This is a genomic window from Pseudolabrys sp., from assembly GCF_050250095.1.
Taxonomy (GTDB): domain Bacteria; phylum Pseudomonadota; class Alphaproteobacteria; order Rhizobiales; family Xanthobacteraceae; genus Pseudolabrys.
The window spans coordinates 208,972-224,702 of the sequence record NZ_JBFWPH010000005.1 but is presented as its reverse complement, the minus strand read 5'-3'; the positions used below and the strand labels follow the sequence as shown (position 1 = coordinate 224,702).

The 15,731-nt window shown below is 65.1% G+C and carries 13 protein-coding genes; all 13 read left to right on the top strand.

The window, feature by feature from the left end; translation table 11 throughout:
- Window positions 1–12 precede the first annotated feature (12 nt).
- Window positions 13–417 (top strand): methylmalonyl-CoA epimerase, encoded by a 405-nt coding sequence (gene mce, locus AB7F10_RS16550; protein ID WP_428562524.1) that lies wholly within the window; start codon window positions 13–15, stop codon window positions 415–417.
- A gap of 65 nt (window positions 418–482) precedes the next feature.
- Entirely contained in the window at window positions 483–761 is a 279-nt protein-coding gene (locus AB7F10_RS16545) for a DUF1467 family protein (protein WP_428562526.1), read from the top strand.
- Between the two features lie 422 nt (window positions 762–1,183).
- Window positions 1,184–2,518: a proline--tRNA ligase gene (proS, locus tag AB7F10_RS16540; RefSeq protein ID WP_428562528.1), complete on the top strand. Its 1,335-nt coding sequence runs from the start codon at window positions 1,184–1,186 to the stop codon at window positions 2,516–2,518.
- Between the two features lie 98 nt (window positions 2,519–2,616).
- Window positions 2,617–3,885: a lipoprotein-releasing ABC transporter permease subunit gene (locus AB7F10_RS16535; RefSeq protein WP_428562530.1), complete on the top strand. Its 1,269-nt coding sequence runs from the start codon at window positions 2,617–2,619 to the stop codon at window positions 3,883–3,885.
- Window positions 3,878–4,609, top strand: a complete 732-nt coding sequence (locus AB7F10_RS16530; RefSeq protein ID WP_428562532.1) for an ABC transporter ATP-binding protein — start codon at window positions 3,878–3,880, stop codon at window positions 4,607–4,609. The genes AB7F10_RS16535 and AB7F10_RS16530 overlap by 8 nt, the downstream gene beginning before the upstream one ends.
- A 404-nt stretch (window positions 4,610–5,013) precedes the next feature.
- Window positions 5,014–8,505, top strand: coding sequence for a DNA polymerase III subunit alpha (dnaE, locus tag AB7F10_RS16525; RefSeq protein ID WP_428562534.1), 3,492 nt, complete (start codon window positions 5,014–5,016; stop codon window positions 8,503–8,505).
- An 88-nt stretch (window positions 8,506–8,593) separates the two neighbouring features.
- On the top strand, window positions 8,594–10,444 hold the full coding sequence (gene nhaA, locus AB7F10_RS16520) for a Na+/H+ antiporter NhaA (RefSeq protein ID WP_428562536.1): 1,851 nt from the start codon (window positions 8,594–8,596) through the stop codon (window positions 10,442–10,444).
- A gap of 198 nt (window positions 10,445–10,642) precedes the next feature.
- The gene (locus AB7F10_RS16515) at window positions 10,643–11,638 is read left to right on the top strand and encodes a 30S ribosomal protein S2 (RefSeq protein WP_428562538.1); all 996 of its coding nucleotides are present in this window, start codon (window positions 10,643–10,645) and stop codon (window positions 11,636–11,638) included.
- Between the two features lie 36 nt (window positions 11,639–11,674).
- Complete coding sequence (tsf, locus tag AB7F10_RS16510) at window positions 11,675–12,598, top strand: translation elongation factor Ts (protein WP_428562540.1); 924 nt, start codon at window positions 11,675–11,677, stop codon at window positions 12,596–12,598.
- Between the two features lie 101 nt (window positions 12,599–12,699).
- Window positions 12,700–13,425 carry a UMP kinase gene (pyrH, locus tag AB7F10_RS16505; protein WP_428562542.1) on the top strand — a complete coding sequence of 242 codons (726 nt, stop codon included), beginning with the start codon at window positions 12,700–12,702 and terminating at the stop codon, window positions 13,423–13,425.
- 95 nt (window positions 13,426–13,520) lie between these two features.
- Window positions 13,521–14,084, top strand: coding sequence for a ribosome recycling factor (frr, locus tag AB7F10_RS16500; RefSeq protein WP_428562544.1), 564 nt, complete (start codon window positions 13,521–13,523; stop codon window positions 14,082–14,084).
- A gap of 11 nt (window positions 14,085–14,095) precedes the next feature.
- Window positions 14,096–14,851 (top strand): isoprenyl transferase, encoded by a 756-nt coding sequence (locus AB7F10_RS16495; protein ID WP_428562546.1) that lies wholly within the window; start codon window positions 14,096–14,098, stop codon window positions 14,849–14,851.
- Entirely contained in the window at window positions 14,793–15,728 is a 936-nt protein-coding gene (locus tag AB7F10_RS16490; RefSeq protein WP_428562548.1) for a phosphatidate cytidylyltransferase, read from the top strand. The genes AB7F10_RS16495 and AB7F10_RS16490 overlap by 59 nt, the downstream gene beginning before the upstream one ends.
- The last annotated feature ends 3 nt before the right edge of the window (window positions 15,729–15,731 follow it).

Here is a 15,731-nt window from a genome sequence, read left to right as displayed (position 1 = left end):
CGGAGCGCAGAGATGATCGGCCGCCTCAATCACGTTGCCATTGCGGTCAGGGACATCGCCAAGGCGAGCGAGGTCTACAAGGGCACGCTGGGCGCCGAGGTTTCGGCCAAGGTGCCGCAGCCGGACCACGGCGTCAGCACCGTTTTCATCACGCTGCCGAACACCAAGATCGAATTGCTGGAGCCGCTCGGCGACGGCTCGCCGATCGCCAAGTTCCTCGAGCGCAATCCGGACGGCGGCATCCATCACATCTGCTATGAGGTGGACGATATTCGCGCTGCGCGCGACCAGCTGAAGGCGAACGGCGCGCGCGTGCTCGGCGATGGCGAGCCGAAGATCGGCGCGCATGGCAAGCCGGTGCTGTTCCTGCACCCGAAGGACTTCTGCGGCACACTGGTTGAACTCGAGCAGGCTTAGCGCATGATCCCGAAAAGTGGGAACCGGTTTTCGGACAAGATCATGCGCAAACTAAGAGAAATGTCATGGCGTGGACCACGGCGGTCGCCATATACTTCCTGATCTGGTGGATCACGCTGTTCGCCGTGCTGCCGTTCGGCGTGCGCAGCCAGCATGAGGGAGAGGCCTTCGAACAGGGGACCGATCCCGGCGCTCCCATCGCGGCGCGGATCTGGGCCAAGCTGATATGGACGACGATCGTCACGTCGGTGATTTTCGCGGCGCTGGCGGCGGTCTATCACTACCGGCTGGTGACGATGGACGATCTGTTCCGACTGTTCGGCGCCGACCGGCTGATGCGCTAGCGGGGCGCTCGCGGACAATCGCCGCCGATACCGCCGAAAACCGGACTTTGAAGAAAAAAGAGCAGGGCGTTAGCCCTGCTCCTGAAATCAGTCGCCTTGTCCATTAGCCCGCGATACGCAGCCCGTTACCGGGCGTTTCGGGGCGGCAGCGGTTCGACGCGCCGAGGACTTCCTCCCAAGACTTGGACCGCACGCTGCGGGGCCGGTTCTGGTTGCCGACATTCCGCCGTCACGGGTGGCAAACTCTAGCCACTCGATGCCTGCTTGTCACCCCTGATTTGCTCCCGCGAGCGGCGCGAATGGCAGAAAGTTCCCTGCCGTGGGATTAAATTCCGCCGCGGCGGGGCTTGCCGCCTTGTCTTTTGCCGGGGGTTCCGCTTTCACTCGCGGTGACCCGACCTCAGACGATTCCGGACCCCGACATGCGCCTGTCCCGTTATTTCCTGCCGATCCTCCGCGACAATCCCAAGGAAGCGGAAATCGTCTCGCACCGGCTGATGCTGCGGGCCGGCATGATGCGACAGGAGGCGGCCGGCATCTACGCCTTTCTGCCGCTCGGCCTGCGGGTGTTGCGGAAGATCGAGCAGATCGTGCGCGAGGAGCAGAACCGTTCCGGCGCAATCGAACTCCTGATGCCGACGCTGCAATCGGCGGACCTGTGGCGGGAGAGCGGACGCTACGACGCCTATGGCAAGGAGATGCTGCGCATCAAGGATCGCCACGAGCGCGAGATGCTCTATGGACCCACAAACGAGGAGATGATCACCGACATCTTCCGCGCCTATGTGAAATCCTACAAGGACGTGCCGCTCAACCTCTATCACATTCAGTGGAAGTTCCGTGACGAGGTGCGGCCGCGTTTCGGTTTGATGCGCGGGCGCGAGTTCCTGATGAAGGATGCTTACTCGTTCGATCTCGACCAGGCCGGTGCACGGCACTCCTACAACAAGATGTTCGTCGCCTATCTGCGCACCTTCGCGCGGCTCGGGCTGCAGTCGATTCCGATGCGCGCCGACACCGGACCGATCGGCGGCGATCTGTCCCACGAGTTCATCATCCTCGCCTCGACCGGCGAATCCGAGGTGTTCTGCCACAAGGACTACCTCGACATGGCGGTGCCCGCATCCGATGTGAATTTCGACGACGTCGCGGGTTTACAGAGTATCGTTGACCAGTGGACCTCGCACTATGCCGCGACCTCCGAGATGCATGACGCGGCCGCCTTCGCCAAGGTGCCGGGTGATGCGCAGGTCTCCGCGCGCGGCATCGAGGTTGGCCATATTTTCTATTTCGGCACGAAATATTCCGCGCCGATGAAGGCGGTGGTGCAGACCGCCGACGGCAAGGAGGTGCCCGTTCACATGGGCTCCTACGGAATCGGTCCGTCGCGGCTGGTCGCGGCCATCATCGAAGCCTCGCACGACGATGCCGGCATCATCTGGCCGGAGGCGGTGGCGCCGTACCGCGTCGCGCTGCTCAATCTGAAGCAGGGCGCCGCCGACACCGACGCGGCCTGCGAGAAGCTCTATGCGGGCCTCACTGCCAAGGGCGTCGAAGTGCTCTATCACGACCTCGACGAGCGGCCCGGGGCGAAATTCGCGACCGCCGACCTGATCGGCATCCCGTTCCAGGTGATGGTGGGGCCGCGCGGGCTCGCGGAAGGCAAGGTCGAGGTCAAGACGCGCGCGGGCGGCAGTCGCGAACTGATGTCGCCGGAAGCCGCGCTCGACCTCCTGTCGCGCGCTCCGTCGGCGTGAAAACTGCGGCCATGAACCTGTGCGTGGCGGGGTTTATTCATCCCCGGCGATGGCACGAATCCGCCAGAATCGTGTGAAAACTCCGACTCGGAGACCTTATGACCGAGCCAAGCGGCACCCGGCCGTTTTCCCCTTTTGAATGGATGCTGTCGCTGCGCTACCTGCGGGCGCGGCGCAAGGAAGGCTTTATCTCGGTGATTGCCGGGTTTTCCTTCCTTGGCATCGTGCTGGGGGTTGCGACCCTCATCATCGTCATGGCGGTCATGAACGGCTTCCGCAAGGAGCTGCTCGACAAGATTCTCGGCCTCAACGGCCACCTGCTGATCCAGCCGCTCGAGAAGCCGCTGTCGGACTGGGAGGAGGTCGCCGCTCGCATCAACAAGGTGAAGGGCATCCGGCTTGCCTCGCCGATTGTCGAGGGACAGGCGCTTGCATCCTCGCCATTCAATGCCGGCGGCGTGCTCGTGCGCGGCATCCGGCTGATGGATCTGCAAAAGCTTCCCTCGATTTCCAAGAACATCAAGCAGGGCACGCTTGAGGGCTTTGACGAGGGGCAGGGCGTCGCCATCGGGCGGCGGCTCGCCGATCAACTGTCGCTGCGCGCAGGCGATAACATCTCGCTGGTCGCGCCACGCGGCGCGGTGACGCCGATGGGCACGACGCCGCGCATCAAGGTCTACAAGGTCGCGGCGGTGTTCGAGATCGGCATGTCGGAATATGACGGCGCCATCGTCTTCATGCCGCTGAAGGAAGCGCAGGCCTACTTCAATCGCGCCGGAGATGTCACCGCCATCGAGGTCTATACCGACGATCCCGATCATATCGACCACTACCGCAAGCTCGTTACCGAGGCGGCGCAACGCCCGATCTTCATGATCGACTGGCGGCAGCGCAACGCGACGTTCTTCAACGCGCTGCAGGTCGAGCGCAACGTGATGTTTCTGATCCTGACGCTGATCGTGCTGGTCGCCGCGCTCAACATCGTCTCGGGTCTCATCATGCTGGTGAAGGACAAGGGGCAGGACATCGCGATTCTGCGGACCATGGGCGCGACGCAAGGGTCGATCATGCGTGTGTTCCTGATCACCGGCGCTTCGATCGGCGTGGTCGGCACCATCGTCGGTTTCCTGCTCGGCGTGGTGGTGTGCCTGAACATCGAGTCGATCCGGCAGTTCCTGTCCTGGCTGACCAACACCGAACTGTTCTCGCCGGAGCTTTATTTCCTGTCCAAGCTGCCAGCCGACATGGATACCGGCGAAACCGCCGCCGTCGTGGTCATGGCGCTGACGCTGTCGCTGCTCGCGACGCTCTATCCGTCGTACCGCGCGGCCCGGCTCGATCCGGTCGAGGCGCTGCGTTATGAGTGAGGTCGCCGACCACACGGCGACGCAAGCCTCCGCGCCGTCCGAGGATGTGCCGCTGATCTTCCTGCATCAGGTCGAGCGGCATTACCGGCAGGGCGAAGACACGCTGCACATTCTCAAGGGCGCCGAACTTGCGGTATGGCCGGGTGAATCGGTCGCGCTGGTCGCGCCGTCGGGCGCCGGCAAGTCGACGCTCTTGCACATCGCGGGCCTGCTGGAGCATCCCGACCGCGGCGACGTCTATATCGACAGCCGCTCGACCGCGCTCTTGTCGGACGCCGAACGCACCGCGATCCGCCGCAGCGATATCGGTTTCGTCTATCAGTCGCACCGGCTGTTGCCGGAGTTCTCCGCGCTGGAGAATGTCATGCTGCCGCAGATGATCCGCGGCCTGTCTCGGAACGAGGCCAAGGCGAGGGCGTCCGAACTGCTCGGCTATCTGGGCTTGGCCGAGCGCGTCACCCATCGGCCGGCGGAACTGTCCGGTGGCGAGCAGCAGCGGGTGGCGATTGCCCGGGCGGTCGCCAACGCGCCGCGCGTGCTGCTTGCCGACGAGCCGACCGGAAACCTCGATCCGGGAACCGCCGACCGGGTGTTCAACGCGCTGACCCAGTTGGTGCGGGCCTCTGGCCTCGCCACCATCATCGCCACTCACAACATGGACCTGGCGGCCCGGATGGACCGGCGCGTGACCTTGCGCAACGGCATCATCGAGGAAATGCCCTAACTCATTGAATTTGAAGGGGATAGCGCCTCCCACAGACTCCGGTTGACATGAGAACAAACAACGAACTATGTTCTCTCTCCGTTCTAGTCGAGTCCATACAGTCCGTATCGATGGGGAGGTCGTTATGTTCCGTGCACTGGTTCAGGAAGCCGCCGCGCTTGCCTCGCTGACGCTGTTTCTGGGCATGATTGCGATCTGGTCGCAGGTTCTGACGACCATCTAGGTTGCGCCCGGCGGGCTTGCCGGATGGCCGGGCCCGCCACGCTGGGGATATCCGGCAAAGTCCGGCTTAGGCTGGCCGCCGCGGTGGATAGGCGGTGGACAGTGCGGCCCCGAGGCCGCACGGTCTCAGGCAGCGGGAATCGCTCCCCGTCTGATCTTGCCGGACATCCCTGAGGTTTTTCGTGGCCAAATCTGAGGTCAGCAGCCCCGATTTCGTGCATCTGCACGTCCATTCGTCCTATTCGCTGCTCGAGGGCGCGCTGACCATCGGCCGGCTCGCCGAGCTTGCCAAGGCGGACCGGCAGCCGGCGCTGGCGCTGACCGACACCGACAACATGTTCGGTGTGCTGGAATTCTCCGAAAAGATGGCGGGCTCCGGCATCCAGCCGATCGTCGGCTGCGCGCTGGCGGTCGACTTCGGCGACTTCGACAAGAACGGCCACAACGGTGGACGCAACGGCGCGCCGACCCATGCGCCGGACCACGGCCGCATCGTCCTGCTGGCGGCGCGCGAGGCCGGTTACCGCAGCCTGATGCGGCTCAACTCGCGCGCCTTCCTCGAAACGCCGTCCAACGAGCGGCCGCACATCAAGCTCGTCTGGCTCGACGGCGAAAGCGACGGGCTGATTGCGCTGACCGGAGGCTTAAGCGGCCCGCTCAACGCCGCCATCGCCGCCGGCCAGCCGCAGCTTGCCGCGCAACGCCTCGCGGCGTTGCAGGCGCTGTTCGGCGATCGGCTTTATGTCGAGTTGCAGCGCCACAACATGGAGGCCGAGCGCGCCGCGGAAGCTGCGTTGATCGAACTCGCCTACGCCAACGGCATTCCGCTCGTCGCCACCAACGAGCCGTTCTTCGCCAAGCAGAGCGATTACGAGGCGCATGACGCGCTGATCTGCATCGCGCAGGGGCGCATGGTCGCAGAAACCGACCGGCGTCAGCTCACGCCGGAATACCGTTTCAAGACCCGTGCGGAGATGGTCGCGCTGTTCGCGGATCTGCCGGAAGCGATCGAGTCGACGGTCGAGATCGCGCGGCGCTGCGCGTTCCGTCCGAAGACGCACAAGCCGATCCTGCCGCGATTTGCGACCGGCGAGGGGGATGCCGCCGACGAGGCGTCCGAGTTGCGCAAGCGCGCCGAGGACGGCCTTGCAAAGCGCATCGCGGCGCACGGGCTTGCGCCGGGGGAGACCGAGCAGAGTTACCGCGAGCGGCTCGACTTCGAGATCGCCGTCATCGAGCGGATGAAATATCCCGGCTACTTCCTGATCGTCGCCGACTTCATCCAGTGGGCGAAAGCGCAAGGCATTCCGGTCGGGCCGGGCCGTGGCTCGGGCGCCGGCTCGCTCGTCGCCTATGCGCTCACCATCACCGATCTCGATCCAATCCGCTTCGGTCTGCTGTTCGAGCGCTTCCTCAATCCCGAGCGCGTCTCGATGCCGGACTTCGACGTCGACTTCTGCCAGGACCGCCGCGACGAGGTGATCCGCTACGTGCAGGAGCGTTACGGGCGCGATCAGGTCGCGCAGATCATTACCTTCGGCACGCTGCAGGCGCGTGGCGTGCTGCGCGACGTCGGCCGCGTGCTGCAGATGCCCTACGGGCAGGTCGACAAGCTCTGCAAGCTGGTGCCGCAGAACCCGGCAGCGCCGATCTCGCTCAAGCAGGCGATCGAGAGCGAGCCGAAGCTGCAGGCCGAGCGCGACGCCGAGCCGGTGGTGAAGCGCGCCTTCGACATCGCGACCAAGCTCGAGGGCTTGAACCGCCACGCCTCGACGCATGCCGCCGGCATCGTCATCGCCGACCGGCCACTGGCCGAGCTTGTGCCGCTCTATCGCGATCCGAAGTCGGACATGCCGGTCACCCAGTTCAACATGAAGTGGGTCGAGCAGGCGGGACTGGTGAAGTTCGACTTCCTCGGCCTCAAGACACTCACTGTCCTGCAAACGGCGGTGAAACTCGTCAAGCGTCGCGGCATCGACATCGATCTCGCCGCCATCCCGCTCGATGACGCGAAGACCTACGAGTTGCTGGCCAAGGCCGAAGCGGTCGGCGTGTTCCAGCTGGAAAGCGCGGGTATGCGCCGCGCGTTGCTCGACATGCGGCCGGACCGTTTCGAGGACATCATCGCGCTCGTCGCGCTCTACCGGCCGGGTCCGATGGCGAACATTCCGACCTATTGCGCACGCAAGCATAATCTCGAAAAGCCGGATTACATCCACCCGAAACTGGAAACGGTGCTGCGCGAGACCTTCGGCGTCATCGTCTATCAGGAACAGGTGATGCAGGCCGCGCAAATCCTTGCCGGCTATTCGCTCGGACAGGCGGACCTGCTTCGCCGCGCGATGGGCAAGAAGATCCGCTCCGAGATGCAGGCGCAGCGCAAGGATTTCGTCGAGGGTTGCGTTGCGCGCAGCATCGACCGCTCGCAGGCCGACGCGATTTTCGATCTGCTCGAGCGCTTCGCCGAATACGGCTTCAACAAGAGCCACGCCGCAGCCTACGCGCTGGTCGCCTATCAGACCGCCTATATGAAGGCGAATTATCCGGTCGAGTTCATCGCGGCGTCGATGACGCTCGACATGGGCAACACCGACAAACTGTCCGAATTCCGTGCAGAAGCGGAACGGCTCGGCATTACGGTCGCCCCGCCCTCGGTCAACCGCTCCGACGTGACGTTCGAGGTCGAGGGCAACACGATCATCTATGCGCTCGCGGCGCTCAAGGGCGTCGGCACGCAGGCCGTCGAGGCGGTCGTCGCCGCGCGGCAACAGGGACCGTTCAAGGATCTCGCCGACTTTGTGTCGCGCATCAATCCGCGCGCGGTGAACAAGCGCGTGCTGGAAAGTCTCGCGGCGGCGGGCGCGTTCGATACGCTCGAGGACAACCGCGCGCGTGTCTTCGGCGCCGTCGACATGCTGCTGTCGCGGGCGCAGCGCGCGCACGAGACGGCGGCGGTCGGACAGAGCGAATTGTTCGGCGGCAGCGGAGGGGCCAGCGAAGGCTTGCCGCTCCCCTCGGTCGAGCCGTGGCTGCCGGCGGAGCGTCTGCGCCGTGAATACGAAGCGATCGGCTTCTTCCTCTCCGGCCACCCGCTCGATGACTATGTCGAAGTGCTTAAGCGCATGCGCGTGCAATCCTGGGCAGAGTTCTCCAAGGCCGTGAAGGCCGGCGCGACCGCGGGCCGCGTCGCCGCCACGGTCGTCTCGCGCGTGGAGCGGCGCACGCGGATGGGCACCAAGATGGGCATCATCGGCCTGTCGGACCCGACCGGCCATTTCGAGGCAGTGGTGTTTTCCGAAGGCCTCGCCGAATACCGCGAGCGGCTGGAGCCGGGTTCGGCGGTGCTGCTGTTCCTGTCGGCGGAAGTGCAGGGCGACGAGGTGCGCGCCCGCATCCAGTCGGTCGAGCCGCTCGATGCGGCGGCCGCCAACATCCAGAAGAGCCTGCGGGTCTTCCTGAAGGACGAGAAACCGCTCGACGCGGTGGCCAAGCGCCTCGAGCCGGCGCGCAACGGCCGCGCGGCGGCCAACGGCGACGGCGAAGTCACCATGATCCTGATGATCGACCAGATGACCGAGGTCGAGGTGCGCCTGCCAGGCCGCTTCAAGGTCTCGCCGCAGATCGCCGGCGCGATCAAGGCGGTGCCGGGCGTCGTTCAGGTCGAGGCGGTTTGACATCGCGCCGTCGTAACGGTTCGCTTGTCACCGGAGCCGTTCGCTTTGCGGACGGCCGTCCCATGCAGGCAAAGGAAGACGAAGGCGCGTGACCGAGATCATGGCAAACCACTGGCTTGACCGGCCGGTCGATTCCGAGCGCGATCACACGCTCGGCGTTGCCAATGCGCCGATCACGCTGGTCGAATACGGCAGCTATGCTTGTCCCTATTGCCGGGCCGCCAACGCGCGCATCGAGCAGGTGCGCGACGATCTCGGCGACCGGCTGCGCTATGTCTTTCGCCACCGCCCGATTACCGGCAGCGAGCTGGCGCGCCGCGCCGCCGAGCTCGTCGAGCGCACCGACAATGCCGAGCAGTTCTGGACCGCGCATATCACGCTGATGACACGCTCGGAGACGCTGACCGAGGACGACCTCATCGTCGCCGCGCGCGAGGCCGGGCTTCCGCTGACGACGGACAGCGACGTTGCGGAACGCGCCGCCGCGCGTGTCGATGCCGACATCAAAAGTTCACGGGCAAGCGGTGTGGCCATCACGCCGACTTTCTTCATCAACAGCCGTCGTTATGACGGCCCGTGGGACGAGGCGTCGTTCTCCGATGCGATCCTCGGCACGCTCGGCCATCGCGTGCGCGCGGCGGCGCTCGATTTCGCGACCTGGGCGCCGTCGGCCGGCGTCCTGCTGATGGTCACTACGCTCCTGGCGATTGCGCTGATGAATTCGCCGATGGCGGCAGGGTTCGAGGAGTTCTGGAAACAGTATCTCGGTATCAGCGTCGGCGATGCCGCGTTCCGCCTGTCGCTGCTTCACTGGATCAATGACGGGTTGCTGACGATTTTCTTTCTTGTCGTCGGCCTCGAGATCAAACGCGAATTCACGGTCGGTCATCTTGCCGGCCTGCGCCCGGCGGCGTTGCCGATCGCAGCGGCGATCGGCGGCATGGTCGTGCCGGCTGCGCTTTATATCCAACTGATCCCGGCCGGCGTCTGGTCGCACGGCTGGGGTATTCCGATGGCGACCGATACGGCCTTCGCTATCGCGCTGATCGCGATGCTGGGCCGCCGCGTACCCGTGGGACTGCGCATCTTTTTAACTGCCGCGGCGATTGTCGACGATATCGGGGCGATCGGCGTGGTCGCGGTGTTCTATTCGGGCGAATTGCACCTCGGCTATCTCGGCGGTGCGGCCCTCTGCCTCGTCCTGCTCGCATCGCTCAACCGGGGACGGGTCTACAACGTCACGCCCTATATCCTGGTCGGCGTCATGCTGTGGGCTTGTGTCCACGCCAGCGGTCTGCACGCAACGCTCGCGGGTGTTCTGCTGGCCTTGTTCATTCCGACGCGGCCGCCCGCCAATCTCGACGCGCTGATGATCCAGGCGAACACCATCGTCGCGGCGGAGGCCAAACGCGCCGGTGAGGTGCTGCGCAGCGGTCCCTCGACGCCGGCGCTGCGCGCGCTCGATGCGATCCACGATCGTATCGAATCTCCCGCCGCGCGGCTGCTGCGCCATGCCGGCGCCCGTTCGAGCTACCTGGTGCTGCCGTTGTTCGCCTTCGCCAATGCCGGTGTGTCGATCCGCACCGACGTCATGGCGGGACACGAGCCGTTGATGCTTGCCATCATCGCCGGTCTCCTGGTCGGCAAGCCGGTCGGCTTCATCTGCTTCTCCGCACTGGCGGTGTGGCTGCGGCTTGCGACCAAACCGGAGGATTATTCGTGGTGGCAGCTTGCCGGGGCGGGCGCGCTCGCCGGCATCGGCTTTACGATGTCGCTGTTCATCGCAGGGCAGGCGTTCCCGACGGCGGCGGACTTCGCCTCGGCCAAGATCGCGGTCTTTGCCGCCTCGATCCTGTCGGCGATCCTCGGCTGTGTGATCCTCTGGAAGGCCGGGGCGCCGGCCGATTCCCCGGCGGAAGCCGCCGCGAGGCCGGCCTGACGAGCCTTAAGCTCCTCGGATTCCTTAAAAAATCCTCCCGGCCTGCGCCTTGCGCCGGCCGGGTCCGCCCTCTATAAGACCGCCCATCACTCACGCGGGTTTTGGCTGCCGCCCCGACAATGGGCGATCCAGCCGTCCGGTGGCCTCTTCATCCCGAACAGGCCCACAGACCCGCGGCGGACCAACCGGAGAAGACGAATGGCGCTTCCTGACTACTCGATGCGTCAGCTTTTGGAAGCTGGCGTGCACTTTGGCCATCAGGCCCACCGCTGGAACCCGAAGATGGGCGATTACATCTTTGGCGTCCGCAACAACATTCACATCATCGACCTCGCGCAGACCGTGCCGATGCTGCATCAGGCGCTGCAGGCCGTGAGCGACACCGTCGCCAAGGGCGGCCGCATCCTGTTCGTCGGCACCAAGCGCCAGGCGCAGGACGTCGTCGCCGATGCCGCCAAGCGCTGTGCGCAGTATTACGTCAACTCGCGCTGGCTCGGCGGCACGCTGACCAACTGGAAGACGATCTCCGGTTCGATCGCACGGCTGCGTAAGCTCGAGGAAATGCTCGGCTCGAACGAAGCCGGCGGCTACACCAAGAAAGAGCGCCTGACCATGCAGCGCGAGCGCGACAAGCTCGACCGCGCGCTCGGCGGCATCAAGGACATGGGCGGCGTTCCCGATCTCCTGTTCGTGATCGACACCAATAAGGAAGACATCGCGATCAAGGAGGCCAAGCGCCTCAACATCCCGGTTGCCGCGATCGTCGACACCAATTGCGATCCGGCCAACATCAACTTTATCGTTCCGGGCAATGACGACGCGAGCCGTGCGCTCGCGCTCTATTGCGATCTGATCGCCAAGGCGGCGATCGACGGCATCTCGCGCGCTCAGGGCGAAGCCGGCGTCGATCTCGGCGCGGCCGAAAAGCCGGTCGAGGAAGCCGTTCCTGCCAAGAGCGAGGACGCCGCCGGCTACGAGCCGCTGCCGGGTCCGCGCGGTGTGGCCGACGATCTCAAGAAGCTGCCGGGCGTTTCGCCGGCGGTCGAGAAGAAGCTCAACGACCTCGGCATCTTCCACTTCACGCAGGTCGCCGAGTTCAACGATACCGCGAAGCATTATGTCGGCGAGCAGGTCGGCTTGCCCGGTCGTGTCGATGGCTGGGTCAACAAGGCGAAAGAGCTGACCGCGGAGTGATCCGCGGCCGACGCACTCGAGTTTGAGGAAAGACTGATGGCCAATATCACCGCTCAGATGGTCAAGGATCTGCGTGATTCCACCGGCGCCGGCATGATGGACTGCAAGGCGGCGCTGACCGAGACCAATGGCGACATGGAGGCGGCGCAGGACTGGCTGCGCAAGAAGGGGCTGTCGAAGGCCGCGAAGAAGGCCGGCCGCGTCGCGGCCGAGGGCCTGATCGGCATTTCGGTGCGCGGACCCAAGGGCACGATGGTGGAGGTGAACTCCGAAACCGACTTCGTGTCGCGCAACGACATGTTCCAGGGTCTCGTCAAGATGATCGCCGACGTCGCGCAGTCGGCCGGCACCGATGTCGAGACAATCAGGCAGGCGAAAGCCGGCAGCGTCACCGTCGAGACGGCGATTGCCGATTCGATCGCCAAGATCGGCGAGAACATGACGTTGCGCCGCGCCGCCGAGCTATCGGTGAGCAAGGGTGCGATCGGCTCCTATGTTCACAACTCGGTCTCGGACGGCCTCGGCAAGATCGGCGTGATGGTCGGTCTGGAATCGACCGGCGATGCCGGCGAGCTGACCGCGCTCGGCCGCATGATCGCGATGCACATCGCCGCGGCGAACCCGCAGGCGCTCGACGCCTCCGGGCTCGATCCGGCGGTGGTCGCGCGCGAGAAGGACGTGCTGGCCGACAAGTTCCGCCAGCAGGGCAAGCCGGCCAACGTGATCGAGAAGATCGTCGAGTCGGGCCTCAAGACCTTCTACAAGGAGGTCACGCTGATCGAGCAGGCTTTCGTGCACGATCCGGGCAAGACGGTCGCCCAGGCCGTGAAAGAAGCGGAGGGCAAGGTCGGCGCCCCGGTCAAAATCACCGGCTTTGTGCGCTATGCTCTCGGCGAGGGAATCGAGAAGCAGCAGAGCGATTTCGCCGCCGAAGTCGCGGCCGCGGCGGGGCAGGGCTAAGGCTTTCCGGGCCGGACACTCACGCTCCGCGCGGCGGGTTTGCCCGCCGCGACGCAGCCGAACGCGAGCGGCAATGCCGTTGGCCGGGAGGGCCGCACGCGATGACAGGTTCGGGGACCAAGAGCCCGCTATACCGGCGCGCCATCGTCAAGATTTCCGGCGAGGCGCTCAGTGCCAACGGCGTCAGCATCGATCAGCCGACCGTCGATCGTATCGCCAGGGATCTGGTGGCCGCGACCAAGACCGGCGTCGAGATCGGCGTCGTGGTCGGCGGCGGCAATATTTTTCGGGGCGTCGAGGTTTCTGCGCGCGGCGTGTCGCGTCCTGTCGGCGACACCATGGGCATGCTCGCCACCGTGATGAACTGCCTCGCGCTGGAAGCTGCGATCGAGAAGGCCGGCTGCGAAGCGCGCACGCTGTCGGCGCTCGCGATGACGGCGGTATGCGAAACCTACAATCGCAAGCGCGCGATCAAGAATCTGAGCAAGGGCCGCGTCGTTCTGCTCGCCGCCGGCACGGGCAATCCCTATTTCACCACCGACACCACTGCCGTCCTGCGCGCGGCGGAACTCGACGCCGACGTCGTTCTCAAGGCCACCAATGTCGATGGCGTCTACACCGCGGACCCCAAAAAAGACGCGAAAGCCACCCGCTACGATCGGATCAGCCATCAGGAGGCTTTGGAGAAGGGCCTGCGGGTCATGGATGCCACGGCCTTCGCGCTTGCTCGCGAAAACGGGACGCCTATCATCGTGTTTTCCATCGGTGAGGTGGGTGCGATCGAGGCGGTTTTGCGCGGGAAGGGGCGAGCGACCACCGTCAGCTAGCGCACGAGACTGGATACCACACGGGCTCCGCGTTGCCCGACGCCGCCAAGCCGCAGGCTTGCAACACGGGTTGCACGCGATTTCGGAGAAAAGACATGGCCAACGCCACCCATAATCTTGAGGACATCAAGCGCCGCATGCAGGGCGCTATTGCATCGCTGAAGACGGAACTGTCGGGTCTTCGCACCGGGCGCGCCTCGCCGCACATGCTCGATCCGGTGCAGGTCGATGCCTACGGTTCGCCGATGCCGCTCAATCAGGTGTCGACGGTGACGGTTCCGGAACCTCGCATGATGGCGGTCAATGTGTGGGACAAATCGCTGGTGCATGCGGTCGAGAAGGCGATCGTCGCCGCCAATCTCGGCCTCACCCCGGCGACCGAGGGGCAGGTGATCCGCTTGCGCATTCCCGAATTGAACGAGGAACGGCGCAAGGAGCTTGTGAAGCTCGCGCATAAATACGCCGAAGCCGCGCGCGTCGCGGTCCGGCACGTCCGGCGCGACGGCATGGACGTCGTCAAGAAGCTGGAAAAGGATCACGCCATCGGCAAGGACGAGCACGACAAGTTCTCGGCCGACATCCAGAAGGCGACGGACCAGATGATCGCGGAAGTCGATACCGTCCTCGCCGGCAAAGAGAAGGAGATCCTCACGGTTTGAGGATCACGCCGATGCCTGACGCCGGTGCACCGCAGCTCTCCACGCCGAAAGGTCCGGCGCCGCGTCACGTCGCCATCATCATGGACGGCAACGGCCGTTGGGCGGCCGCGCGCGGACTGCCGCGGGCGGAAGGCCATCGCCGCGGCGTCGAGGCGATCCGGCGCGCGGTGCGCGCGGCGGGCGAACTCGGCATTCGATATCTCACCGTTTTTTCCTTCAGTTCGGAGAACTGGACTCGGCCCGCCGCGGAGATCAGCGAATTGATGGGGCTGCTTCGCCGTTTCGTGCGCAACGATCTCGCCGATCTTCATGCCAACAATGTGCGCGTTCGCATCGTCGGCGAGCGCGAAGGCTTGACGGCCGACATCGCGCGCCTGCTGGTCGAGGCCGAGGATCTGACGCGCGGCAACACCGGCCTGACGCTGGTGGTTGCCTTCAACTACGGCGCCCGCCAGGAAATCGTGCGTGCCGCGCAGCGTGCCGCGCAGGCCGTCGCGCGTGGTGAAATGGCGGCGGAAGACATCGATCTTGAGTCCTTCGCCGCGCTGCTCGACATGCCCGATCTGCCGGACCCCGATCTCATCATCCGCACCAGTGGCGAACAACGGCTGTCGAATTTTCTGTTGTGGCAATCGGCCTACAGCGAGTTGGTGTTCATTCCGACCTACTGGCCGGATTTCGATCGCGCCGCGCTTGAGCAGGCAATCGATGAGTTTCACCGTCGCGAGCGCCGCTTCGGCGGCCTCGTCGCGCAGACCGGCTCCTGAGCCCGTGGGACCGTCCGATCCCGCATCGAATGCCGGGGCATCGGGTTTGCCGCGCGCGGGCCGGCGCTCCAATCTTATTCTGCGTATCTTATCCGCTGCCGTGCTGGCGCCGATTGCGCTGGCTGCCGCTTATTTCGGCGGCTGGCCGTTTGCGGCGTTCTGGTTTGCCGCCGCAGCACTCGTGCTGTGGGAGTGGTTGTCGCTCACCGACGCGCGGTCGAGCAAGTTTTTGTTTCCATCCGTGGCGGCGGGCCTCGCAGTCGCCGCCGTGATCGCGGAGTGGCACCGGCCGATCACCGCGAGTCTCGTCGTCTTGCTCGGCGTCTTCGCCGTGGCGGTCTTCGCGCCGTCCGCGCGCCGGCGTTGGATGATGGCGGGCGTTGCCTATGCCGGTGCGCTGCTGGTTGCGCCGATCATGTTACGCAGCGATCCGGCGCTTGGAGTGTTCGCGATTGCTTTTCTGTTCGGTGTTGTTTGGGCGACCGACATTCTGGGTTATTTTGCCGGCCGTGCTATCGGCGGGCCGAAGCTCGCGCCGGCGATCAGTCCGGGCAAGACCTGGGCCGGCGCCTTCGGGGGCACCTGCGGCGCGGTCGTGGTTGCCTATGTCGGCAGCCGCTACGCGGGCATCGATACCGATCCCGGCGCGCTGATGATGGTGGCGATTGTGCTCTCCGTCATCGCGCAGGGCGGCGATCTGCTGGAATCGTGGATCAAGCGGCAGTTCGACGCGAAGGATGCAGGGACCACCATTCCCGGTCATGGCGGCGTGATGGATCGCCTCGACGGCTTCTGGGCCGCCGCTCTCGTCGCGATGCTGATCGGAATTCTTCGCGGCGGCATCGACGCGCCGGCACAGGGGCTCCTGCTGTGGTGAGAT